Source organism: Actinoplanes oblitus (assembly GCF_030252345.1).
Lineage (GTDB): Bacteria > Actinomycetota > Actinomycetes > Mycobacteriales > Micromonosporaceae > Actinoplanes > Actinoplanes oblitus.
The window spans coordinates 1,496,480-1,517,285 of the sequence record NZ_CP126980.1; the positions used below are offsets into that span (position 1 = coordinate 1,496,480).

Consider the following 20,806-nt stretch of genomic DNA (forward strand, 5'->3'; position numbering starts at 1 on the left):
CGTGGACCAGCAGTCCAACTCCCGTGAGACCGTCACCCGGCTGCGCGCCGAGCGCGAAGCGGCCACCGACCCGACCGTGATCGCTGCGCTCGACAGCCAGATCCGGCTGCACTCCGAGCTGGCCGGCCCGGACACCGAGCCGGAGCCGGACACGAAGACGCGGCCGGCCAAGACCGCCAAGTCCGAAAGCTGATGCAGCTCGCCCAGGTCAAGGCTGCGCTGCGCGACGCGGTGGCCGCCGCCGAGATCCCCGGCCTGCAATGCACCGCGTACGTGCCGGCCGAACCGCACCCGCCTGCGTTCTACCCCGGCGAGGTGGTCTTCGCGCCGAACAACAGCTTCGGCCCCGGCCCGGGCGGCTACGACACCGTCGACATCACCTGCCGGGTGCTGACCAGCAACGCCGAGGACGCGGACGGCCAGGCGCTGCTCGACACGCTGCTGTCCCGGTCCGGTCCGTACTCGATCCGGCAGGCGCTGCTGGCCGCCCGCGGCGCACCCGGCCAGCCCGCGCTCGGGGGCCTCGCCGACGACCTGATGATCGTCCGGATCGACGGCTACCGCGAGATCCCCGGCCCCAACGAGGCGTCCTACTACGGCGCCCAGATCACCGTCCGAGTCGTAGGAAGCGGGAGCTGACCGTGGGCAAGTTTGTGCTGCTCAACGCCCGGCTGTTTCAGGCCGGCGCCGACCTGACCACGGTCAACAACAAGGTCGAGCTGAGCGCCGAGGTCGAGGAGAAGGAAGCCACAGCGTTCGCGCCGTCCGGGGACGTCTACAAGGAGGTCCTCGGCGGCCTCCGGTCGGCGTCGTTGCAGGCGTCCGGCCAGTGGGAAGCCGATGACGTCGTCCTCGGCAAGATCGACGACACGGCGTGGGCCGGGCTCGGCGCGATCACCCCGATGACCGTCTGCCCAGCCACCGCGGCGGTCGGCTCGCTCGCCTGGTTCTCCGGGTTCCTGCGCACCAACTACCAGCTCGGCGACGCGGTCGGCTCAGTCGCGCCCTGGTCGTCGAACGGCAGCGGCACCTGGCCGCTGGTCCGCGGCGCCGTCGCACATGACCCGGGCACCGCCCGGACCGCGACCGGCAACGGCACCGTCATCCAGATCGCCGCGGCGTCGCCGGGCGTTCCGGCCGGCAAGCAGCTCTACGCCGCGGTCCACGTCCTGTCCGTGGCCGGCACCACGCCATCCCTGACCGTGGCGATCCAGACCGATGACACCGCCGGCTTCGCCAGCCCGACGACCGCGATCACGTTCAACGCGGCCACCGCGAAGGGCGGCCAGATCCTGCGGGCGGCCGGGCCGATCACGGACAACTACGTCCGCGCCAGCTGGACGATTTCGGGCACCTCGCCGAGCTTCCTGTTCCTCGTGTCGGTTGGCGTCGCCTGACCCTCGCGCCCCGCGCCGTCCCCCGTCAGCCCTCCGAAATCCCCAAGCCGGAGGGCTTTCTCGTGCCCGAAAGAGGTAGATCCCCATGGCCAAGATGGTCCTGCTCGCCAGCTACCTGGCGATCAACTCGGTCGACGTCTCCGCCTACACCAGCAAGATCGAGCTCTCGGTGGAGGTGGACGAGAAGGACGTCACGACCTTCGCGTCGGCCGGCTGGAAAGAGGTGCTGGGCGGCGTCAAGTCCGGCTCGCTCTCTGCGACGTTCCAGCAGGACGTCGCCGCGTCCGCGATCGACTCGCAGATGTGGGCCCTGCTCGGCCAGGTGACCACGTTCGAGGTCCGGCTGGCCAACGGCGCCCGGTCGACGTCGAACCCGGGCTACACCGGATCGGTCCTGATCAAGAAGTGGGACCCGATTTCCGGCACGGTCGGCGACGACGCCGAGGTGTCCGTGCAGTACCCGACCTCCGGCGCGGTAGCCCGCCAGACCAGCTGATGGCCGGCGAGTGGCGGGTCACCGCCGACGACCTGCGCGACGTCGGCACGGCGCTCCGGCTCGAAGAGGACGGCACCCGCCTTCGCCGGGCGCTTACGAAGGAACTCCGGACCGCGATCGAACCCGCGGTCGCCGAGGCCAAGGGTCGGATCCTGGCGATGGGATCGGCTGGCCTCTCCCACCGCGGCGAGCAGCTGCGCGGCGCGATCGCCCGCCGAGTCAGGGCGCAGGCCCGCCTGGCCGGGAAAGCCGCCGGCGTCCGGGTGCGGGTCGGCAAGACCGGCATGCCGCGCGGCTTCGCGAACGCGCCGAAGCGCACCAACCGCCACAAGCCCTGGCGGCACCCGGTCTTCGGCAACACCAACACGTGGGTCGCGCAGACCGGGTCGCCCGGCTGGTTCGACGACCCGATGAGAGAGCACGCGGCCGAGTACCGGGCGGCCGTCGAACGGGTCATCACCGACACCGCAGACCGCATCCGAAGGGGAGCACGATGAAGGTCACGTACACGCCCGGCGAGGGCGACGTCCAGATCTGGGATTTCGATCCGGACCAGGTGCCGCAGTCGCAGGCCGAGATGATCGAGCGGCGCTACGGTAGCGGCCCCGGCCAGTGGGACGCCTGGGTGGACGACTGCCGGCGCGGCGGCGCCCGGGCTCGCAAGATCCTGCTCTGGCACCTGCTCCGGCAGACCCATCACACCCTGCGCTTCGAGGACGTGCCGGACTTCCGGATGGGCCAGGTCAAGGTCGAGCACTCCCTGGAGGAGCTGCTGACCATCCGGGACCGCGTACTCAAGTCGAACCTGACCACCGACGAGAAGGACGGCGTCCTCGCCGCGCTCGACCTGGAGATCACCGAGCAGATGGGCGACGACGCGCCGCCCGCCGACGTCGAGCCCGCCGAGGCCGGCTCGGGAAAAGCCTTGCCGAACTCCGCCTGACCCACCTGGCGCTGTTCGCGAACGTGCTGCATATCCGCCCCTGGGAGATCGGCTGCCTGCCGGTGGCCGAGTTCCTCGCGCTGTGCGACTGGCTCGACGACTACAACCGCCCAGCCGAGGAGGGGTAAGCCATGTCCGACACCTCGCTCGTGTTCAACCTGCTGGCGAAGGACTCCGTGTCCCGGGTCCTGGGCGTGATCGGCGGCGCGTTCCGATCGGCCGGCCAGACCGCCGAGGCCTCGATGGAGAAGGCGACCGTCTCGACCGCGCGCCTGGACCGGCAGATCGAGGAGACCGAGCGGGACCTGGCCCGGCTTAACGCCGAGTTCGCGGAGACCGGCGACAAGACCCTGTTCGGGAAGATCACCCGGGACCGTCAGCTGCTGGCTCAACTACGCCGGGTCCGTGACGAGGTCGGCCGGGCCAACGACGAAGTGCGTCGCAGCGGCGAGGAGGAGGGCCGGGCCGAGGGCCGCATGCGGGCGCTCGCGTCCGCGTTCTCCGGCGGCGTGTCCGCGGTAGGCGGCTTCGGCTCCACGCTCGGCTCGGTCACGTCCTCAGTGTGGGGCATCGTGTCCGCGCTGCTGGCCGCCGCTGCGGCGGCGGCGTCGATCGGCCCCGCGCTGGCGTTGGCCGGCGGCGCGCTCGGCTCACTGCCCGGCCTCATCACCGGCGGCGTGGCGGGGATCGGCGCGCTCAAGCTCGGCCTATTCGGCCTGGGCGACGAGTACAAGCGGTTGACGACCGCGACCGGCGGTGGTGGCGGCGGAGGGGGCGCCACCAAGGCGGCCAAGGACTTCACCGTGGCCAACCGGGCCGTCGCCGACGCGGTCAAGGCCGTGGCTCGGGCCGAGCGCGACGTCCGCGACGCCCAGCGCGACGCACTGGAGGCGCAGAAGGCGATCAACGACGCCCGGGAGACCGCCGCGGACCGGATCCGGGACCAGGCGCTCGACATGGAGTCGGCGCAGCTCGACCAGGCCGACGCGGTTAAGGAGCTTGCCGACGCGCAGGCCGACGTCGACAAGGCCAAGGCACTCGGCGACCCGACCGCGCTGGCTGAGGCCGAGGAGCGGTACAAACGGGCCGAGCTGGCGGTCCGGCAGGTGAAGGCCCGGCTCGACGACCTCACCCAGGCGACCAAGGAGAACACCCGCACCGGCGTCGAGGGCTCCGACGAGGTGGTCCAGGCGCAGAAGCGCGAGCAGGACGCCCGGCGCCGGGTCGCCGACTCGATCGAGGCGGAGAAGGAAGCCGAGCAGCGCCTGGCGGTCGCCCGCAAGGCACTCAAGGACCAGCAGGCGCAGGGCGCGTCCGGCGGAGGTGGCGGGGGTGGCGCCGGCCAGCAGATCACCAAGCTGGCCCCCGCCGCCCGCGCGTTCCTCAACACGATCCTGGCGCTGCGGCCGGCGTTCGAGGACCTGCGCCTGGACGTGCAGCAGGCCATGTTCGCCGGGCTCGCGCCCAAGCTCCAGCGCCTGGCCGAGGTGTGGAAAAACCCGCTGCACACGACGCTGGTCAACTACGGCAAGACCTTGAACGGGATCGCGAAGACCCTGTTCGACAGCGTCTCGAAGAAGAGCTTCGTCGACAACCTCACTGCGGGCGCCGACTCGGCGCGCACGGCCCTCGACCGGGTCGGCCGCGCGGTGGCCGGTCCGCTTGTCGACGCGTTCGGCCGGCTGGCCCGGGCGTCCGGCCCGTTCGTCGAGAAGCTCGGCGACCTGATCGGCCGCACGGTGGAGAGGTTCTCCGCCTGGATCAAGTCGGCGGACAAGAGCGGCAAGCTGGACCGGTTCTTCGCGGGCGCGGCGAGCACGCTGGAGAAGATCTGGACGCTCGGCGGCAAGGTCGTCACCGTCATGGGCAAGGTCATCGGGATCATCTACCCGCAGGCCAAGGCCGGTGGCGATTCTGCCCTCGACTCGGCCAACAAGGCGCTGGACAAGGTGTCGGCCTGGCTCGACAAGCCGGAGAACCAGCAGAAGATCACCAACTTCGTCGCCAAGATCGGCGAGTTCGGGTCGGCACTGCGGGACGTCGCCAGGATCGCAGGCAACCTCGGCGGAGTGGTGTCGGCCGCATTCGGCCTCGTCAAACTGAAGCTCGAAGGTGCCATCGGCACACTCCGGCTGCTCAAGCTCGCCTGGGACAAGATCTCGACCGGGGTGCGGTGGATCCGCGACAACGGCCCGAGCGCCTGGGCAAGCTTCAAATCCGGTCTGACCTCCGCGTACAACACGGTCGTCGATCGCGGCGGCCGGATCGTCAGCTGGGTGCGCGGCCTGCCGGGCCGGATCACGCGTGCGTCGCGCGGCATGTGGAACGGCCTGTGGTCCGGCTTCCGTGCCGTCGCGAACCGGATCATCGGCGGTTGGAATCAGCTGAACTTCACGATCGGCGGCTCGTTCATGGGGATTTCTGTCCCGTCCGCCAGCTTTGGCACGCCCGGCATCCCGTATCTGGCCAAGGGCGGCAACATCACCCAGGGCGGCGCGGCGGTCGTCGGCGAGGCCGGCCCCGAGCTGCTCAACCTGCCGCGTGGCGCGCAGGTCACCCCGCTGTCTGGCGGCGGCGGCCTCGGCGGCACGATCGTGGTCCGGCTTGAGTTTCCCGACAGCGAGTTCGGCCGGATGATGACGCACGCGGTCCGTACGCAGTCCGCAGTCCGAACGACGCTGGCTCGGCAGCTCAAGGTCGTGGTGACGGCCTGATGGCGTTCCCAGTCACCCCGTTGCCGCTGTACGTGGGCCTCGCCGCCGGCGCCGACCCGGTCACCCCGGCCACCTGGACGATCGACGACATCACCGCCGACGTCCGAGTCGGCCAGGGCGTCACCATCCAGGCCGGCCGCCAGGATGAGGGCGACGTGGTCGGCGCGACCACGCTCAACGCGACCCTGGACAACCGGGGCGGCCACTACTCGCGCGTCAACCCGCTCGGGCGGTGGTACGGCAAGCTCGACAAGGGCAGCCCGGTCCAAGCCCGCATCAGCCGGATCGCCGATACGTTCAGCCGGACCACCGCGTCCGGGCTCGGCACCGACCCGGTCAGCGGCATCACCTGGACCGGCAACACGGCGTTCAGCTGCACCGGGACTCAGGCCCAGGTGACCATCGGTACCGACAACTTCACCGCGACCACGATCGCCAGCCAGGTGACCGGCTACGACCTGGAGATCTCGTACACCAGCGCGGTGTCCGTGCTGCCGGTCGGTGCCTCCTGGGTGATGTCCGCCGTGTTCTGGTACGACGCCACGAGCCTCTCCTACTACAAGGCGCACACCGAGTTCCAGCCCGGCGGCGGGATCGTGGTCAAGGTCCAGCGCGTCGCCGCCAGGAACTACATCGACGTCCTCGGCATCACCGCGACCGGCGTCACTTACACCGCCGGCGCAAAGATCCGCACCAGGATTCTCGTCGTCGGCGGCGCGATCCTGGTCAAGGTCTGGCCGGCCACCGGCAGCGAGCCGGCCGCCTGGTCCGCCTCGGTCACCGAAACGATGCCGCAGTCCTCCGGCGCCGGGGTCGGCCTGGAGATGTGGCGGGTCGCCGGCATGACCAACGGCAGCTCGGTCGTCGCCAGCGTGGATGACTACCGGGTTGACGTGATCCGGGCGACCACCCCTGTGCCGGAGTGGCCGGTCCGCTGGGACCAGTCCGGCAAGGACGTCACCGCGCCGATTACCGGCTCCGGCGTGCTGCACCGCCTGTCGCAGGGCCAGGAGGCCCTCCGCAGTCCGATGTACCGGATGATCACCCAGTTCTCCTCGCTGGTCGGCCACTGGCCGCTGGAGGACGGCTCGGGCGCGACGCAGCTGGCCAACTCCGTCTCCGGGGGCCGGCCGGGGTCGTGCACGGCGAGCCTGACGCTCGGCGCCGACGGCGGCCCGGGTGGCGCCGCCTCGGTCGTGCAGTCGCCGATCGACTCGACGATGAGCGGCATCTTCCGCCGCAGCAGCGCCACCGCCGGGTGGCAGATCTCGTTCGGTGCGAAGCTGGCCACGACCGCGCCGGTGGCCGAGACGACCATGTTCACCTGGACCACCAGCAACGGCTACCTGTGGACCTGGGCGGTCAGAAGCACCACCTTCCGGCTCACCGTCACCCAGGACGACACGGTGCTGATGACCAACGCCGTCACGTTCGGCACCGGCTACTTCCCGACCAACTGGCTGGACTACCGGTTCAAGGTGTCGGCGAGTGGAGGGACGGTCACCGTCGAGGCCGCCTGGTTCTCCACCGACCTCGGCGCGATCGGCACCACGTGGACGTTCTCCGGCACCCCCGGCGCGCTGGCGTCCTGGCGCATGGCCACCAACACCGCCACCGCCGACGCGCTGTGGACACACATCTACGGCGTCACCGGGCTGGCCGACAACCTGCAATCCAGCGCCGTCCAGAACGCGTTCGACGGCTACACCGGTGAGCTCGCGGGCAACCGCGCCGCCCGCCTTGCCACCGAAGAGGGTATCCCCCTGGTCCTGATCGGCCCGGTCGGCACGAAGATGGGCCCGCAGCGGGCCGCGACGATCCTCGACCTGCTCCGCGAGTGCGAAACCACCAACCAGGGCGTGCTGTCCGAGCGCGGCGCCGGCCTGGCGTACCTGAACCGGGTCGGGCTGTACAACCAGGTGCCGGTGATGACGCTCGACTTCAACGTCGGCCACGTCGCCGCACCGCCCGAGCCGACCGACGACGATCTCCGGTTGAGAAACCGGATCCGGCTGTCGCGGCCGTCCGGGTCCGAGGTGACAGTGCAGGACGACACCTCGATCTCCCGGTCCGGGGTCTACGCCGACGACGTCGAGGTCAACCTGGCCACCGACCCGCAGCTCACCGACCATGCCTGGTGGCGGCTGCACCTCGGCACCGTCGACGAGCCGCGCTGGCCCCGGATCAGCCTCAACCTCGCCCGGAACCCGTCGCTGATCGGCGCCTGGTGCACGGTCCGGGTCGGCTCCCGGATCACCGTCGCCAACCCGCCCGCGACCTTCGCCGGCCAGTCGCTCGACCTGATCGTCGAGGGCTGGACCGAGCGGCTCGGCCCGTACTCGTGGGACGTCGACCTGGTGTGCTCCCCGGCCCGGCCATGGGACGTCGCCGTGTACGACTCCGCGGCCAGCCGCTACGACTCCCGGACCACCACGCTTGCGTCAACCGCCGCGGCCGGCGCCACCACGCTGGTGCTGACGATCACCAACCCGGCCGACGTCTGGTCCACCAAGGCGGCCAGCCAGCCGTACGACCTCGTGATCTCCGGCGAACGGGTCCGAGTGCCAGTCGGCGGGATGAGCACCGTCTCCGGCACGGGTCCGTACACGCAGACCATCACCGGCGCGACCCGGGCGATCAACGGCATCGCCAAGAGTCTGCCGGCCGGGTCCGAGGTCCACATCGCCACGCCCGGGCGCTACGCCCTCTGACCTGGGAGGTCCCGTGCCCAACGCCGGCGACATCATCTTCGCGTCCGACTTCGAGTACCTGGTGGCGCAGTCCAGCTCCACCAGTAGCTCAGCGGCGATCGGCACGACGGAGACCGTGGTGGTGACGCTGCCGTCCGCCACGTACCTGGCCGGGTGTGCCTACCGGGTCAAGGTCACCGGCGGCCTCGTCATGTCCACGACGACCGCCCCGGCCGGCTGGAACCTACGCAAGACCAGCACGGCGGGAACGGCCGTCATCCAGTGGCCGCGGTCCCCGGCCGTCGGTACCACCCTCGCCGTCGACATCGGCCTGTCCGAGCGGTACTTCGTCGTCGGGGCATCCGACGTGACCACCGTGCTGGTGCTGTCGACCGTCGCCACGGCCGGCGCGACCGTGACCCACGCGGCCAGCGCGCAGTACCCACGCGGCGTGGACATCCACTTCGTCGGCCCGTCATCGAAGTGGCCGAACGCCGTCGTCCTGAGCTGATCGGAGACCCTCATGGCCACCAACAACCCGGCGAACATCCTCGCGGTCCGCGCCCTGCTGATGAAGCCGCTCGGACTCAGCGCTGTCGAGCTGGGCATCAAGGGCAACGTCGCGCACGTGAAGTCCGGCTCGTCGTACCACCTCGGCATCGGCGACCTGCGCAGCGACTCGTACTCCCTGATCGAATCGAGCCGGGACGGCCGGTACGCCACCGACGACGCCGCCGCGCTCGACATCGGCTACTTCAACATCACCGTGCGGGGAAAGCGGCACACGCTGCGGACCTTCAACGCGTGGATGGTCCGCCAGCTCGAAGCTGGCACCGACGACACCCGGGATATCCGCGAGTTCATCTACTCCACCGACGGTGAGACGGTGCACCGCTGGGACCGGCTGAAACGGCGCACGACCGGCGACCTGTCGCACACCGGGCACTCACACGTGTCGTGGTTCCGCGACGCGATCAAGGGGGGCCGCGACCTCACCGCGGTGTTCCGCCGCTACCTGACTGAGATCGGACTACTGGAGGACGACATGCCCAGCATCGACGAGATCCGCAAGGTCATGCGTGACGAGCTGCACGGCTGGACCGAGGAGGACCCCGACTCCACCAAGAACCCGAAGGGGCAGGGCAGGGTCGGCGGCTGGATCCGGATGTTCGAGCAGCGCGCCCGCAACCGGCACGCCCAGCTCCTGGCGGCGATCACCGGCAAGGACGTCGACGAGCAGGCGGTGGCGGCCGCCGTGCTGGCCGGGCTGACGCCGGCCCGCCTCGGTGCCGCGATCACCGCGGCCGGCCTGACCCCGCAGACGCTCGCCGCGGCGATCCCGGCGGGGCTGGCCAGCGAGGTGGTCAACGAGCTGCGCGATCGGCTCGCGGCGTGAGCGTAGCCCAGCCCGGCTCGGGGAAGGGTAAGGCGTATGCATGAGCACACGGCGCACCTCTCGGCCACGTCGTGGACGCCCGTCCGGCTGGACGCTCTTCAAAGACATCACGGTCTACCTGGGCGGGTGGGGGCTCATCTGGCACCAGGCCCTGCTCGTCCGGCCGGCCGATTTCAATCTGACCCTGACGCTGGTGGGCGCGGCGCTGATCGGGGTGCCGGGCGCGAGCCAGCTGCTGGCCGCGCGTACCGGTGGCTCGCCGTCGCCGGATCCGCCGGAGGACTCGGAGCCGTCGCCGCTCTCATCGCCGAGCGGCTCGGGGGCTGACCGATGACCATCAACGAGGTCGACGCCCAGCGCCGCGGCTACTACTGGGTGGCCATCCTGGCGTCAAGCATGGCTACCGGTACCGCCGCGGTGGCGATCAGCTTGCACGCGCAGGCGGAGTCCGAGCGCAAGCTCTGCGGCATTGTCATAACGCAGGACGAGGCCTGGTCGTCTTCGACCCCGACCACGGTCACCGGCCGGCGGGTGGCCGAGGCGATGCGTCAGCTGCGGCGGGACCTAGGTTGTCGTGCGGAATAGCATTATTCGGACGGTGATAATGCTGCTGGCGCTGACCGGTCAGAAGCGAGCATCTAGCGAACTCGCTGAACGTCAACGTGTCCGATTTCTTGTTTTGATTCAGGCAAATCACGCATGCCGGGGTATTTTTTGGACTTGGCAGCTTCAATATTGTACTGACTGAATGCGTACTGCGTGGCATCATCTGCCATGACGGCAATTATCCGAAAGTGTTTCACCGCACCTGAAGATCCTTTTGCGTCGCCCACCCAGTACGGGCATCGGAAATCGCCGTCATCCGCCGGCGCACAGGGTCGGTCGCTCGGATGGTAAACGTTGCCGTCATCGATAGCCTGGGTCACGAACCAGAGGATTTTATCCTTAGGTGGATTGTGAACCTTTCCGGCGAGCATGATCTCGTGCGGTACGGGACCAGGGAGGGGGTTACTGATATCAATTCTCGGCTCATTGCCGAGCACTTTATCGATCTTCCCGCTCCACCAGGATTGGGATGCCATCGTGCTAATCAAGGTGACAACTGCAGTCAAGAAGGCGATGACCGCCGTCCGAAAATCCCACGCGGAGGACCGGTTCGGCGCTGCAGTGGCGCTGCTGGACTGGAGGGTAGTCATTGCATGATCCGCCTTATCGAAAGATCCTAGGGGCGGTCTAAGTAGAACACGGGAGCGCAACCAGCGCCTCAGTTGGAAGCTATCGGCGCTGCGCTCGGATGAATGAATGACCTCAGGCTGTCGAGATGAAAGGTTCTCATTCATCTTAGAAGCTTGTCGATCTTGCATCTGCTCATGACGGGTGGAAGAAACTCACCCCGGAACGGCACCGGCACCATTCCCATCACTTCCAGGAGGTCATCATGCTCGCTCGTGTCCGCAAGGCCGTCGTGGCTGGCGTCGGAGCCGGGGTCGCCGCCGGCGTCGGCGCGCTCGCCACCTCGGGCGCGCTCACCCGCGAAGAATTCAGTAAGGCGCTCGGCGTAGCCCTGGTCGCCGCGGGCGGCACCGCTTGGGCGACCTGGCGCGTCCCGAACGCCAAGGCGCCGGCGCTTCCGGCCGTCGCCGAGTGAGCGCCTGGACCTGGGCCTGGCTCGCCTGGGGCGCGATCTTCTGCGCCATCGAGGGCATGGCCCTGTTCAACAGCCGGTCCGGCGACACTCTGTCCGAGCATGCCTGGGCCTGGCTCGGCTACGCCGCCACCGGCCAGGGCCCGCAGGAGCTGCGGCGGCCGTCCGGCTGGACCCGGCTGCGGCGTTTCCTGCTGCTGGCCGGGCTCGCCTGGCTGGTTGTACACCTGCTCACCGGCGGTGTCTTCTAGAACCAGGCCCGCGCCTCAGCGGCTGCAAGCCGGGCCACATCGTCGACCGACAGCCGCGGCACGCCGTCCTCGTCGACGAGCGCCACCATCCCCTCGCCGGTCTCGCACCCGGCCCGTACCTGATGGTCGAGCACCGCGATCAGCCGCGCGGCGATCCGCGCCTGCAAGTCGTCCATCGGCCGACCGTACGCCGACCCAACGACAACGCGCCCCGCCTGTGGACAACCCACGGGGCGGGGCGCTTCAGCGTGTCCGCGGTCAGCCGTTGCAGTCCCGGACCGCTTTGCCGTACGCCGGGTCCGCCGCCACCTCGCCCTTCGCCGCCCGGTACTTCTTGCCGCCGACACCCCATCCGGCCGGCGCCCCGGTGCTGGCGTCTACCTGGTAGAGCACCGAGCCGTCCGCGCAGTTCGACGCGCCGACGAACTGGATCCCGCCGCTGGCGTCCTTGCAGCCATCCTTCAGCTTCGAAGCGTCGATGACGTTGCCCGGCACGAACACCTCCGCGCACGCGGGCGCTGCGTTCGCCGCGGCCACCGCTGACTGGACCGTCTGCACCTGCTGGCTGTCCGCGGCCGTTGGATCGTCGGACCGCTTGAGGAAGAGCCAGCCGGTGCCAGCCACCGCGATGATGCCGACGACGAGCGCGACCCAGAGAACCGGGCTGGTGCGGCGCGGCTGCTGGCCGGGCGGGCTGTCTCGGGGCTCGTATCGGCCGCTGTACCCGCTCGACGAGTGGCTCTCGTAGCCGCCCCCGCCGGGCGAGAACCAGCTACCACCCGACCCTGGACTCGACATCGTGATCTCCCTGACTCCGCGTCTGCTCCAGGTTTATACCGCAGCGCAAGGGGTTGCGGGGTCGAGTGTGGATGATCGGCGTCGATTTCCATCCGATCGTCTGATCAGGCAGGTGCATCCGTGGCATCGAGGACCCACTGGACGTAGGCAGGGTTCGCCGCGATCACCGGCAGGGCGATGATGCATGGGACGTCGTACGGATGGTGGTCCTTGGCGTAGTCGACGATGCTCGGCACGAGACTTGTGCGGGTGTGCAGGGCAACGCGGGCCTCGGGCTCGTCCTGGACATCGCCCTCCCATCGGTAAATCGACCGGATCTGGGTGACGGTCTGGCCGCAGGCCGCTAGGCGAGCTGTCACGAGGCCGCGGGTGAACTCGACAACCTGGTCCTCGGTCGGGCCGGTGATGATCACTTCGGAGATCTCAGTGTCGCTCATGCGTTGGAGCCTTCCCTTCTTTCAGCTGGTTGACCAGCGCGATGGCCTCATCCTCGGTGCGTGCCATGGCGCTCCACCCACTGATGATCGGGCCGTCGTAGCTGAGGCCCACCCATCGGCCGGTCATCTGGATGCCATGTTGGTGAAGAACGAAATACATCGTCCCCTTCGAGCGGACGGCGCCTTCATCCGCGACGTACCAGCCCATGAGGATCTCGTTGTCCCAGATCCTCATTTCGCCTCGCCAGAGGTAGCCGCCTTCTTCGAAGGCATGGGTGCCGCGTGTGACAGCGGCGATGTCGAGGGAGTCGCCAGTTTGACGGATGTGCGCCTGGTGCGAGCTCAAGATTTCACGGCCCTTGTTCCAGGTCTGCCAGCATGCCCACCAGTTGCCCGAGACGTCGACTCGCTGGGTCGGCTCGCCGGCGAGTTCGTCAAGGGAGATGCGTAGAGCCTTTGCGATGGCGTTAGCGATGGGCAGGGTCGGTTGTCCTTCGCCTGCCTCGTAGCGCCTGATCTGCCGCGTGTCTACGCCAGCGAGTGCAGCCAGGTCAGCCTGCGTTAGTCCCAGCTCTGCTCGGCGCTGCCGGATGATCTCTGACATCTCCACCCCCACATCCTCCGAGGCGGGGTGCGGGGGATTCAACGGGGGTCCGGACGGCTCCGAGCGGCCATAGGACGAATGCGTCCTTGACATAGGACGAATATAGCCGCATGGTGGGGACGGGAACGCCCTGTTACCGGACAAGATAGTCCTATGGGTGGCCCATCAAGCGCGGCGACGCGCAGGTGGTCAGGGTCCTCACTCCCGATCGCGAGGCCTGCCCGTCGTCGCCCTTAGCGCGGTGGCGGCCGGTACTCGATGTGATCACGCCCCTTATCGGGTGGCCGTCCGCCACCGCCTTGGATCCCGGAGCGGCTCAGGGCGGAGGCGATGGGTATGCGCAGCACGGTGATCGAGCACGGCCGGTGCCGGCGATGGCGGCGGTGCCGCCCGTGGGTGGTCGGCTGCCGATGCGGGGTGGACGCGTACCCCTGCCCGGCCGAGCGTCACCGTGCCCAGCAGGCCGGCCGGCTCCGGGTCATCTCCGTTCGCGGGTTCTAGGGGAGGATCGATGGAGCGACGTGACTATCCGGCCGGGGTGATCTTCCACGCGCCGCACTGCATCGAGGGAGGCAACTCCCCGGCGGTCGAGATCGACATCGCCATGAGGACGTACCCGTCGCACCAGCTGCACTTCTGTTTCGGCGGTGTCATCCCAGCGGAGCTGGAGGGCATGGCGCCGCAGGACATCGTGCCCTTTGTCACCGTCGAACAGGTCGAGTACGGCCGCCACGAGTACCAGCCGTCGGACCGGTGGCCGGACGACGCGGTCCGGGCGCTGTGCCGCGTGTGCCAGGGCACTCACGGAGACGCCGCACCCAGCGGGCCGGCGCCGCAGCCGCCGCTGCGCGGGCAGGTGGTCTGATGCTGCCTCGCTCCGGGGATGTCATCCATGTGACCAGGGCGGCGAGCGTTCAGTTCGCCGAGCCGATCCTGTTCCGGGTCATCCGGGTGCAGAACTGGTCGACGTACGAGGGCTGGGTGTGGCTCGACGGCTACGAGCTGAACTCGGCCGGCAACGCCCTAGAACGCCGCTCCATCTTCGTGCAGGTCAAAGGCCTTGTTACGGCGGGTTCGCGGTCAGTCAGCAGCCGCCACCCGCATGACGTCCGCTCGACTCGGGCGGCGGCCTGATGACCTCCGAGATCGACCGTGAGTCGCTGCTGTGGCGCAACCGGCGCCTCCAGGCCGAGCAGGAAGGCTGGCCACCGGAGCGCCTTGAGGAGATCGCCGACCTGGAGCGGCGGTTTCCGGACTGGTACGTGAGCTGGCGGGAAGGACAGGATGGCCGGCCCGGATGGGAGCAACCGGCCGGCTACTACATCCGGCGTCGCGCTCGGCGGGACTTCGAGCCGGCCGCTTACGCCGCCACGGCCGCCGATGTGCCGGCGGCGATCCAGGACTTCGAGGATCAACTGGAACGGGCGCGCTGGGAGGGGCGGCGACTGTGGATCGCTCGCTGACCTTGGTGGAGGTGATCGCCTCCGCGGCGTACCCGCTGGGGGCCGGTACCGCTCCGGACCGGTTCATCCGACGGCTGGCCGCGCTGGTGCCCAACTTCCTGGCAGAGGAGCCGAACAGCCCGGACGCGACCGGATCCCCGGACCTCTACTTGGCGGCGTCAGCTGCTCCGCGCGGCTCAGGAATGGGCTTCAGCGTCACGGTGGAGCTGCCAGGTGAGCAGGGGTACCGGCCGATAGACGAGTGGTGGGTGACCGGCAGCAGCGATAGCCAGGTCCAACTGGCACTGACGCTGTCTCACAACGCAGGCGAACCGGAGTTCGATCACGCGATCCGGCTGCTACGGGCGCACGGGGCGCTGCCGGGCAACGGCATGAGGGGCTACCTGGCGGCACGGCTTGCCGCCCTGCGCCGCCCTCTGGCTCGGTCAGTCGGCTGACACCATCGGTGAGCTGGCGCCGGTCGGCGATCATGACAGTAAGTATTAAGTCAAGGTCGTTAAGTAATCTCCGGAAACTTTGTCCGTTCGTACAGGCTTTCGACTCTTTTGTCGTTAATCACTCGACGTACGTACGGTGTCACTGCGAGGATTGTTCGCGTTCTCATAGACATCTCGCGATGTGGGGGTGTCCGGCTTTGATCCTCGGGGGAGGACACATGAGACGCGCGCTCATCTATGTGCCAGCAGGCTTGGTCGATGACGCCGAGTACGCCAACGATTGCATCGCCTACGCGCGTCGACGTGGATGCCAAGGGGCACCTCTGATCCTCCGCGACTGGATCGACGTGGAGAGTGCCATGTCGGCCGGCTGGTTCTGGTTGGTCGTCGTTGCCAGACGCGAACACCGAGCGGGTCATCACCTTGGGCAGCGCGCCGAGGTGGCGGGCGAGACCGTGGCCCCCGTCATCGACCTGGGGGAGCAGCGCGCCGTGGCGACAACTCGACAGATCATCTGCGCGCCCTACGTCGGGCGGCACCGAGTGGCTGCGGACGTGCAGCTGGCTCGACGTCCAGTGTCAACGATGACGGCGGAGCGAGTGCGGCGGATCCTCGCCGGTATTGAGTCGGCGCCAGCGGGAATTGACCCGCTGACCGTGGCGGCAATGCGATCCATCGCCGCTCAGCTCGACGGCCTCAATTGATCGTTACTCAGCGTGCAAGATCAAGGGTGTAGAAATGGGTGTACTGCATGGGGGTGCGTGGCGGTGCATGATCTACAGCGCCGCTGGTAATGCGCCACAATGCACCCCCGTGCAGGAACAAACTACCCACTCATAATCCCTCGGTCGCGGGTTCGAGTCCCGCCCGCCCCACCCTTTCTACCTCGGTCTTCGCTTCGGCCGCACGGCGTCGAAGGCCGGGGCGGCGTGATCAGTCCGCGAATAACCCGCATTCTCGCGGGTCGCGGCCTGGTCGAGACAGTCCGCGACCTGGTCCAAGTCGTCCTCGAAGAGGTCCGCGTAGACGTCGAGGGTCATGGCGGCGGAGGCGTGACCGAGCATGCGCTGGACCGCTTTGACGTTGGCGCCCTCTGCCGCGGCGAGGCTGGTCGGCCTGCTGGCGGGCTTCGCCCGGCATCGGCCGGCGCGCCGGCCGACTGCTTGCCTGCCGCTGATCCGTGGCTCGTGTTGCCAGGCTCAGTCAGTGGGTACGCTGCGAAGCTGCCGGTGGAGCTGCCCGGCCAGGTTGATAGCAACGGTGAACCGAAACACCTGGATCTCGTCGACGGCGAAGCTGCGGGTGATGACCGGTGGTGGTGCGTAGGCGTACACCTCGTCATCGCTCAGGCTCAGTCCCCGCCGGTGGAATGCGGCCATCGCCAGCGACCCCAGCAGGTACCGGTCTTGGCCCTCCTCTGTTTCTAGCTCAGCGATCAGTTGCGCCCGACTCGCCCAGCCATGCACGAGTTCGCCCTCGAACGTGTCGAGGAACCACCACGCGCCTTCTTCGTCCTCCAGGAAGACATCCCCGAATAGGGAGGTGAAACGGGGCGTCTTTCCGTGCGGCTCCAGCAACCACGACCACGACTCCAGTGCGGTGGCGTACTGATCATCGCTGAACTGCTTGGTGAGCTCCACGCGGGCATCTGATCATGACGAGGCGCGCCGGTCTAGGTGGGTGTGGAGCCACAGTTCTGGGTGGAAACTCGGTAGCGGTCGTAACGATCGCAGCTTGAGTTCCTCTTGACTCGGCATCCGGCGATCGCTGTCGCGCCGCTCCGCGGCTTGCCACTGGAGATGATGGTTGCCGCGATTCGCGTGCCGGCGGAGCGCAGGTCTGGCGCTGCTGTACGGCATTGAAGTACCGCAGCGCTAGCGGTCGCACCGGGCTGAGCGGATCTCCGTCAGCCCGTCTGACCTCGCATGACGCTTGATCCAACCTCGTCGCAGGTGATCCTTAGGTCCAGGATCCTGTGGGTTTGGTCGTTGTGGCTGCCGCTCTGCCTTGTGGACTGTCCTCGCAGCCCGTGGTCGCCGTGGGGGAAGCTCCGCCGGAACTGTCAGGCGCCGGCCAGGCGTGAGGAAGCGAGCGCGTTCAAAGAGACGCCTTGCTCGGCTGCGCGGATGGCCAGGCGGCGGTGGACCTCTTCGGGTACACGGACCTGGAACTTGCCGGAGTAGTGCCGGTCGGCGATAGCCACGGGCGGGGTTTCGCCGGAGGCTTCCATGTCGGCGACGATCTCTTCGGCGACGCGCTGGATGCCGATGAAGGCTCCCATGCGGTCTTCGGCGAGCCAGGAGACGGACGGTAGCTCGGCGACGGTGCCGACGTACTCGTCGTCTTCGGCTGACCAGTGGACTCGGTAGGTGTAGTGGTCCGCCACGCTCACGATCGTTCCCCCAGTTTCTCGATCGCGGTCAGCACCTGCTTGACCTGGTAGGGCTTTGCCTTGCCGCCCTTGTCCTGGATGTTGACCCGAGGGTCGCCGGGCCAGGGCATCTTGAACACGTAGTGCGATGTGCCTTGTGATCGTGGTTCCCCGAAGTAGTGCCGACAGACGAACAGCAGGTCCGCGAACCGGACGTTGTTCGGGTTCCGGCGCATCTCCGCCAAGATCGTCGCCAGTCTGTCCGCCACGTCGCCCATGATACTCGGATCAGTATCACCGGTGATACTACGAACTTGGAGGAGGCTGAGGGCCGGGACTTAGCTGTGCCGCACTGCTTCGCGGCTTGCCGCCGAATAGGGGGACGCCGTGGTGCCGCGGGTCGCCGAACGCTGGGACCAGCGGTCAGCGCCAGCGAGGCCGTGGGGCGGTGCGCAAGCAGGACGCACCCAAGATCGAAGAGTCCGCAATCAGTCCCACGAGGTCCGCAAAGACAGTGGAAGGCTGTCAGATCATGGCGAGCGTTTTTCGCAGTTCGGCGGACGTTTGTGCCAGTAGATCGACTGCGGTTTTCGATCTCATAATCTCCCGGTCGCGGGTTCGAGTCCCGGCCGCTCCACTTCAGGTCTGACCTGCGTGTTCGAGCAGGTCAAATGTGGCATTGCGCGAACCCGGGTCGCTCGGGTGTCGTCCTGGGCTGGATGTGGTAGATGGGTACATGTCCAAGAGTCGTGGTCGTCCCGCGGGACGAGGCAAGCCGAAGCGTCCGCAGCGCCCGGTGCGTGAGTTGCGGTTGTCGGACCGGTTGATGCGTGACGCGGTGACGATCGTGTCCGAGGACGGTGCGCTTGAGGTCGAGCGGTGGGCCAGTGGCTGGCTCGGTGCGGCGTGGTCGGCCGCTGGGCTCGGCGAGCGTGACCCGGAGAAGATGTTCCATCTGGAGGTGGTGGGACGGGCGTCGACTCGGCCGTCGCCGCACGGGCTGGCCGCGGTGGCGGCGTTGCGCCGTATTGCCGCTCCTGGCGAGTGGTCGATGCTGGACGGCACGCTGGAGATCTTGTCGGAGAGTCAGCCGGTGCCGGAGTGGTCGGGAGTGCCTGCCTTCGAGCCGGTTCGCGCGTGGCGGGCGGTGGATGTCTGGGACAGCGAGCACGTGCTGTTCGTCGAGTTCGACGGGCAGACGCCGCACACGGTGATGGCGCAGATCTCGCTCGCCGGCGGTGTGCTGGTTGACAAGCTGGCCGCGCTGCAGCCCGGAGCTGCGGAGACCTGGGATCGGCTGCGTGAGCCGGGCGAGGTGCCGATGCCGGCTGTCGAGTGCCCGGTCGAGGTTGCGTTGGCGGAGCTCGCGGATGCTTTGCGGACCACGGACATGACCTGGCCCCGTCACGATGACGAGGACTTCCTCGACTTGCGGGCGCTGGCGTGGTCGCGATGCCGGTCTTACCTGCCGGACTTCCGTGACTGGCAGCCGATGAGTGATGAGGAACGGGAGCACCTGCTGGACGGGTTCGCACCGGCGGACGATGCGGTCGCCAGGTCGCTGGCCGATCTGTTCCTGGACTACGGGGATGGCTACATGACCAGTGGCCCGCTGTGCTGGAGCCCGGGGCAGGTGGGTTTGTTCCTGGCCGACTGGCTGCCGCGCAAAGCGGCGCTGGACGCCGAGCAGCGCGCCGCGCTGCCGGAGGTGTTACGGCGCTGGACCCGGTATGCCCTGGAACGTCGTGCGGTTGATCCGGAATGGATCAGTCCAGTGGTCGAGGCTGTCGACACGTTCCTTCCGGCGTTCGAGGAGGCGTTCGACGACACTGCGACGTGGGGACCGGCCAAGCGGATCGCCGCAGAGTTGACGGCCCGCGGTATCGACCTCACCGACTCGGAAGCCGTCGAGGACGCGATGCGGGGCCTCAACGCCGAGCGCCTCGCTCGGCGTCTGATCGATTGATCACTCGAACGAGGTATCCCGTGTCGATGTCGTTCTGACGGCTCATAGGTAGGTGGCATGTCGATGGTTGATGCCGCGCTGCTACGACGGGCTGGTGACCTCAAGGGCGAGCTGGTGGCGTTCTCTCAGCAGCCCCGCTACGACCGGGCTGCGTCGAGTTTTCTGGCCGAGTACGGCAACGGCCTGGAAGACGCCGACGAGCAGCGGTGGATGCTGCTCTGGGATTGTTTCGTGCTGGAGCACCGGCTGGCTAACGGCCGGACGGTGGTGGAGCAGTTCGTGGACTCCCGGCCGGACCTGCCGGAGGCTGAACGGGAGATGGTGCTCTGCTGGCGCGATGTGGTGCAGGGCCCGTTCGAGGTGCAGCGCAAGGACGGGCCCGCGCTCCTGGTGGAGAGCCTGGTCGATGACCTGACTTATCGGGTCCGATCGAACATTGGCCCGGCCGTGTTCAAGCAGATGCCGCGCCGCTCGTTCATCATCGCCCGGCTGGTCGCGGTCGGTGACGAGTGGATGCTGAGCGGGCCGGTACAGATCCTGCGCGGGAGCGAGCGGGACATTGCCTATCAGCTCGCGTTGGACATGTCTTTGCGTACGCCGGAAGCGGTGTTCCGAAACCCGGACAAGATGGCATTGGCATGGGAACATCAGCGTGCTGACCGAGCACGGTTCGTCGAGTTCTTCGGCACCGACCTTCTGGTGATCCCGGGGAAACAGGCACAGGAGCGGCTCGACGGCTACTACACGCACTGCCGTGACGCGGTTCTCGGGCCGGACCCGAAGGGTGTCCCGCCTGCGGTGTCGATGTCGTTGCCGCCGGACCTGACCGATGCGGAAACGGTGGCGCTGATCTACGACGAAACGGACGGACTCGGCTTCTACGCGGAGTTCGGCCTCGTGGAGGAAGCCTTCGCGAACCCCGACCTGTTGCGGCGCCGCCGGTGGCGCGAGCAGACCCTGTCCTATCTCGAGGATGACAGCGTGGAGCCGATGGTGCTGCGCCGGCTGGCTGATCGGGATCCCGAGAAGGCGAGTGTCGTGTTCCGGCGGCTATTGAAACGGCCACGGTTCGACTGGAACCGGGACGGTGAGGCGCTGATGCGCGAGGTCAAGGCGGGCTATTTCGATCGGCCGGTGCGCCCACGGGTGAGTCCGCTCAGCGAGCGCTTGGCAGAGTTCGCCAAACGCCGCTGATCAG

General features: G+C 68.2%; 29 protein-coding genes. 21 read left to right on the forward strand and 8 right to left on the reverse strand.

Features of this window, described 5'->3' with window-relative positions; all coding sequences use genetic code 11:
* Window position 1 precedes the first annotated feature (1 nt).
* The 12 genes from Actob_RS06955 to Actob_RS07010 all read left to right on the forward strand — a co-directional run bounded on the left by Actob_RS06955 (window position 2) and on the right by Actob_RS07010 (window position 10,221).
* Window positions 2-193: a hypothetical protein gene (locus Actob_RS06955; RefSeq protein WP_284919231.1), complete on the forward strand. Its 192-nt coding sequence runs from the start codon at window positions 2-4 to the stop codon at window positions 191-193.
* A complete protein-coding gene (locus Actob_RS06960; RefSeq protein ID WP_284919232.1) occupies window positions 193-639 on the forward strand; it encodes a hypothetical protein in 447 nt (148 codons plus the stop codon). Before Actob_RS06955 ends, Actob_RS06960 begins: the two co-directional genes overlap by 1 nt.
* 2 nt (window positions 640-641) lie before the next feature.
* Entirely contained in the window at window positions 642-1,397 is a 756-nt protein-coding gene (locus tag Actob_RS06965) for a hypothetical protein (protein ID WP_284919233.1), read from the forward strand.
* 85 nt (window positions 1,398-1,482) lie between these two features.
* Window positions 1,483-1,893 (forward strand): phage tail tube protein, encoded by a 411-nt coding sequence (locus tag Actob_RS06970; protein WP_284919234.1) that lies wholly within the window; start codon window positions 1,483-1,485, stop codon window positions 1,891-1,893.
* The gene (locus Actob_RS06975; RefSeq protein ID WP_284919235.1) at window positions 1,893-2,390 is read left to right on the forward strand and encodes a hypothetical protein; all 498 of its coding nucleotides are present in this window, start codon (window positions 1,893-1,895) and stop codon (window positions 2,388-2,390) included. The genes Actob_RS06970 and Actob_RS06975 overlap by 1 nt, the downstream gene beginning before the upstream one ends.
* Window positions 2,387-2,836, forward strand: a complete 450-nt coding sequence (locus Actob_RS06980; RefSeq protein ID WP_284919236.1) for a hypothetical protein — start codon at window positions 2,387-2,389, stop codon at window positions 2,834-2,836. The genes Actob_RS06975 and Actob_RS06980 overlap by 4 nt, the downstream gene beginning before the upstream one ends.
* Before the next feature lie 131 nt (window positions 2,837-2,967).
* Window positions 2,968-5,550 carry a hypothetical protein gene (locus Actob_RS06985; protein ID WP_284919237.1) on the forward strand — a complete coding sequence of 861 codons (2,583 nt, stop codon included), beginning with the start codon at window positions 2,968-2,970 and terminating at the stop codon, window positions 5,548-5,550.
* Window positions 5,550-8,261: a hypothetical protein gene (locus Actob_RS06990; protein ID WP_284919238.1), complete on the forward strand. Its 2,712-nt coding sequence runs from the start codon at window positions 5,550-5,552 to the stop codon at window positions 8,259-8,261. Before Actob_RS06985 ends, Actob_RS06990 begins: the two co-directional genes overlap by 1 nt.
* Window positions 8,262-8,274: 13 nt before the next feature.
* The gene (locus Actob_RS06995) at window positions 8,275-8,751 is read left to right on the forward strand and encodes a hypothetical protein (protein WP_284919239.1); all 477 of its coding nucleotides are present in this window, start codon (window positions 8,275-8,277) and stop codon (window positions 8,749-8,751) included.
* Between the two features lie 12 nt (window positions 8,752-8,763).
* A complete protein-coding gene (locus Actob_RS07000) occupies window positions 8,764-9,636 on the forward strand; it encodes a hypothetical protein (protein ID WP_284919240.1) in 873 nt (290 codons plus the stop codon).
* A gap of 40 nt (window positions 9,637-9,676) precedes the next feature.
* On the forward strand, window positions 9,677-9,970 hold the full coding sequence (locus Actob_RS07005) for a hypothetical protein (protein ID WP_284919241.1): 294 nt from the start codon (window positions 9,677-9,679) through the stop codon (window positions 9,968-9,970).
* The gene (locus Actob_RS07010; protein ID WP_284919242.1) at window positions 9,967-10,221 is read left to right on the forward strand and encodes a hypothetical protein; all 255 of its coding nucleotides are present in this window, start codon (window positions 9,967-9,969) and stop codon (window positions 10,219-10,221) included. Before Actob_RS07005 ends, Actob_RS07010 begins: the two co-directional genes overlap by 4 nt.
* 53 nt (window positions 10,222-10,274) lie before the next feature.
* On the opposite strand, the gene Actob_RS07015 is transcribed toward Actob_RS07010, so the two are convergent.
* Window positions 10,275-10,832 (reverse strand): hypothetical protein, encoded by a 558-nt coding sequence (locus Actob_RS07015; protein WP_284919243.1) that lies wholly within the window; start codon window positions 10,830-10,832, stop codon window positions 10,275-10,277.
* 242 nt (window positions 10,833-11,074) lie between these two features.
* Here Actob_RS07015 and Actob_RS07020 point away from each other — a divergent pair, with 242 nt between their 5' ends.
* Entirely contained in the window at window positions 11,075-11,284 is a 210-nt protein-coding gene (locus Actob_RS07020; RefSeq protein WP_284919244.1) for a hypothetical protein, read from the forward strand.
* Window positions 11,281-11,532 (forward strand): hypothetical protein, encoded by a 252-nt coding sequence (locus Actob_RS07025; RefSeq protein ID WP_284919245.1) that lies wholly within the window; start codon window positions 11,281-11,283, stop codon window positions 11,530-11,532. The genes Actob_RS07020 and Actob_RS07025 overlap by 4 nt, the downstream gene beginning before the upstream one ends.
* Here Actob_RS07025 and Actob_RS07030 read toward each other — a convergent pair.
* From Actob_RS07030 to Actob_RS07045, 4 genes are all read right to left on the reverse strand, one after another.
* A complete protein-coding gene (locus tag Actob_RS07030) occupies window positions 11,529-11,708 on the reverse strand; it encodes a hypothetical protein (protein WP_284919246.1) in 180 nt (59 codons plus the stop codon). The two genes, Actob_RS07025 and Actob_RS07030, sit on opposite strands and share 4 nt — an antisense overlap.
* A gap of 82 nt (window positions 11,709-11,790) precedes the next feature.
* Window positions 11,791-12,330: a hypothetical protein gene (locus Actob_RS07035; protein WP_284919247.1), complete on the reverse strand. Its 540-nt coding sequence runs from the start codon at window positions 12,328-12,330 to the stop codon at window positions 11,791-11,793.
* A 104-nt stretch (window positions 12,331-12,434) separates the two neighbouring features.
* Window positions 12,435-12,767, reverse strand: coding sequence for a divalent-cation tolerance protein CutA (cutA, locus tag Actob_RS07040; protein ID WP_284919248.1), 333 nt, complete (start codon window positions 12,765-12,767; stop codon window positions 12,435-12,437).
* On the reverse strand, window positions 12,754-13,371 hold the full coding sequence (locus Actob_RS07045; protein WP_284922250.1) for a helix-turn-helix transcriptional regulator: 618 nt from the start codon (window positions 13,369-13,371) through the stop codon (window positions 12,754-12,756). Before Actob_RS07045 ends, cutA begins: the two co-directional genes overlap by 14 nt.
* 511 nt (window positions 13,372-13,882) lie before the next feature.
* On the opposite strand from Actob_RS07045, the gene Actob_RS07050 reads away from it, so the two are divergent.
* The 5 genes from Actob_RS07050 (at window position 13,883) to Actob_RS07070 (ending at window position 15,975) form a co-directional block, all read left to right on the forward strand.
* Entirely contained in the window at window positions 13,883-14,236 is a 354-nt protein-coding gene (locus Actob_RS07050) for an SRPBCC family protein (protein ID WP_284919249.1), read from the forward strand.
* The gene (locus tag Actob_RS07055; RefSeq protein WP_328518417.1) at window positions 14,236-14,505 is read left to right on the forward strand and encodes a hypothetical protein; all 270 of its coding nucleotides are present in this window, start codon (window positions 14,236-14,238) and stop codon (window positions 14,503-14,505) included. The genes Actob_RS07050 and Actob_RS07055 overlap by 1 nt, the downstream gene beginning before the upstream one ends.
* Window positions 14,505-14,834 (forward strand): hypothetical protein, encoded by a 330-nt coding sequence (locus Actob_RS07060; RefSeq protein WP_284919250.1) that lies wholly within the window; start codon window positions 14,505-14,507, stop codon window positions 14,832-14,834. Before Actob_RS07055 ends, Actob_RS07060 begins: the two co-directional genes overlap by 1 nt.
* Window positions 14,819-15,271, forward strand: coding sequence for a hypothetical protein (locus Actob_RS07065; protein WP_284919251.1), 453 nt, complete (start codon window positions 14,819-14,821; stop codon window positions 15,269-15,271). Before Actob_RS07060 ends, Actob_RS07065 begins: the two co-directional genes overlap by 16 nt.
* Window positions 15,272-15,489: 218 nt before the next feature.
* Window positions 15,490-15,975 (forward strand): hypothetical protein, encoded by a 486-nt coding sequence (locus Actob_RS07070; protein WP_284919252.1) that lies wholly within the window; start codon window positions 15,490-15,492, stop codon window positions 15,973-15,975.
* A 495-nt stretch (window positions 15,976-16,470) separates the two neighbouring features.
* Here Actob_RS07070 and Actob_RS07075 read toward each other — a convergent pair whose 3' ends face one another.
* The 3 genes from Actob_RS07075 to Actob_RS07085 form a co-directional block, all read right to left on the reverse strand.
* Window positions 16,471-16,911: a hypothetical protein gene (locus Actob_RS07075; protein ID WP_284919253.1), complete on the reverse strand. Its 441-nt coding sequence runs from the start codon at window positions 16,909-16,911 to the stop codon at window positions 16,471-16,473.
* A gap of 422 nt (window positions 16,912-17,333) precedes the next feature.
* Window positions 17,334-17,657, reverse strand: coding sequence for a type II toxin-antitoxin system HicB family antitoxin (locus Actob_RS07080; protein ID WP_284919254.1), 324 nt, complete (start codon window positions 17,655-17,657; stop codon window positions 17,334-17,336).
* Between the two features lie 2 nt (window positions 17,658-17,659).
* Entirely contained in the window at window positions 17,660-17,911 is a 252-nt protein-coding gene (locus Actob_RS07085) for a toxin HicA (protein ID WP_284919255.1), read from the reverse strand.
* A 467-nt stretch (window positions 17,912-18,378) separates the two neighbouring features.
* On the opposite strand from Actob_RS07085, the gene Actob_RS07090 reads away from it, so the two are divergent.
* Both Actob_RS07090 and Actob_RS07095 read left to right on the forward strand, forming a co-directional pair.
* The gene (locus Actob_RS07090; RefSeq protein ID WP_284919256.1) at window positions 18,379-19,608 is read left to right on the forward strand and encodes a hypothetical protein; all 1,230 of its coding nucleotides are present in this window, start codon (window positions 18,379-18,381) and stop codon (window positions 19,606-19,608) included.
* Between the two features lie 57 nt (window positions 19,609-19,665).
* Complete coding sequence (locus Actob_RS07095; RefSeq protein WP_284919257.1) at window positions 19,666-20,802, forward strand: hypothetical protein; 1,137 nt, start codon at window positions 19,666-19,668, stop codon at window positions 20,800-20,802.
* Window positions 20,803-20,806: the final 4 nt, after the last annotated feature.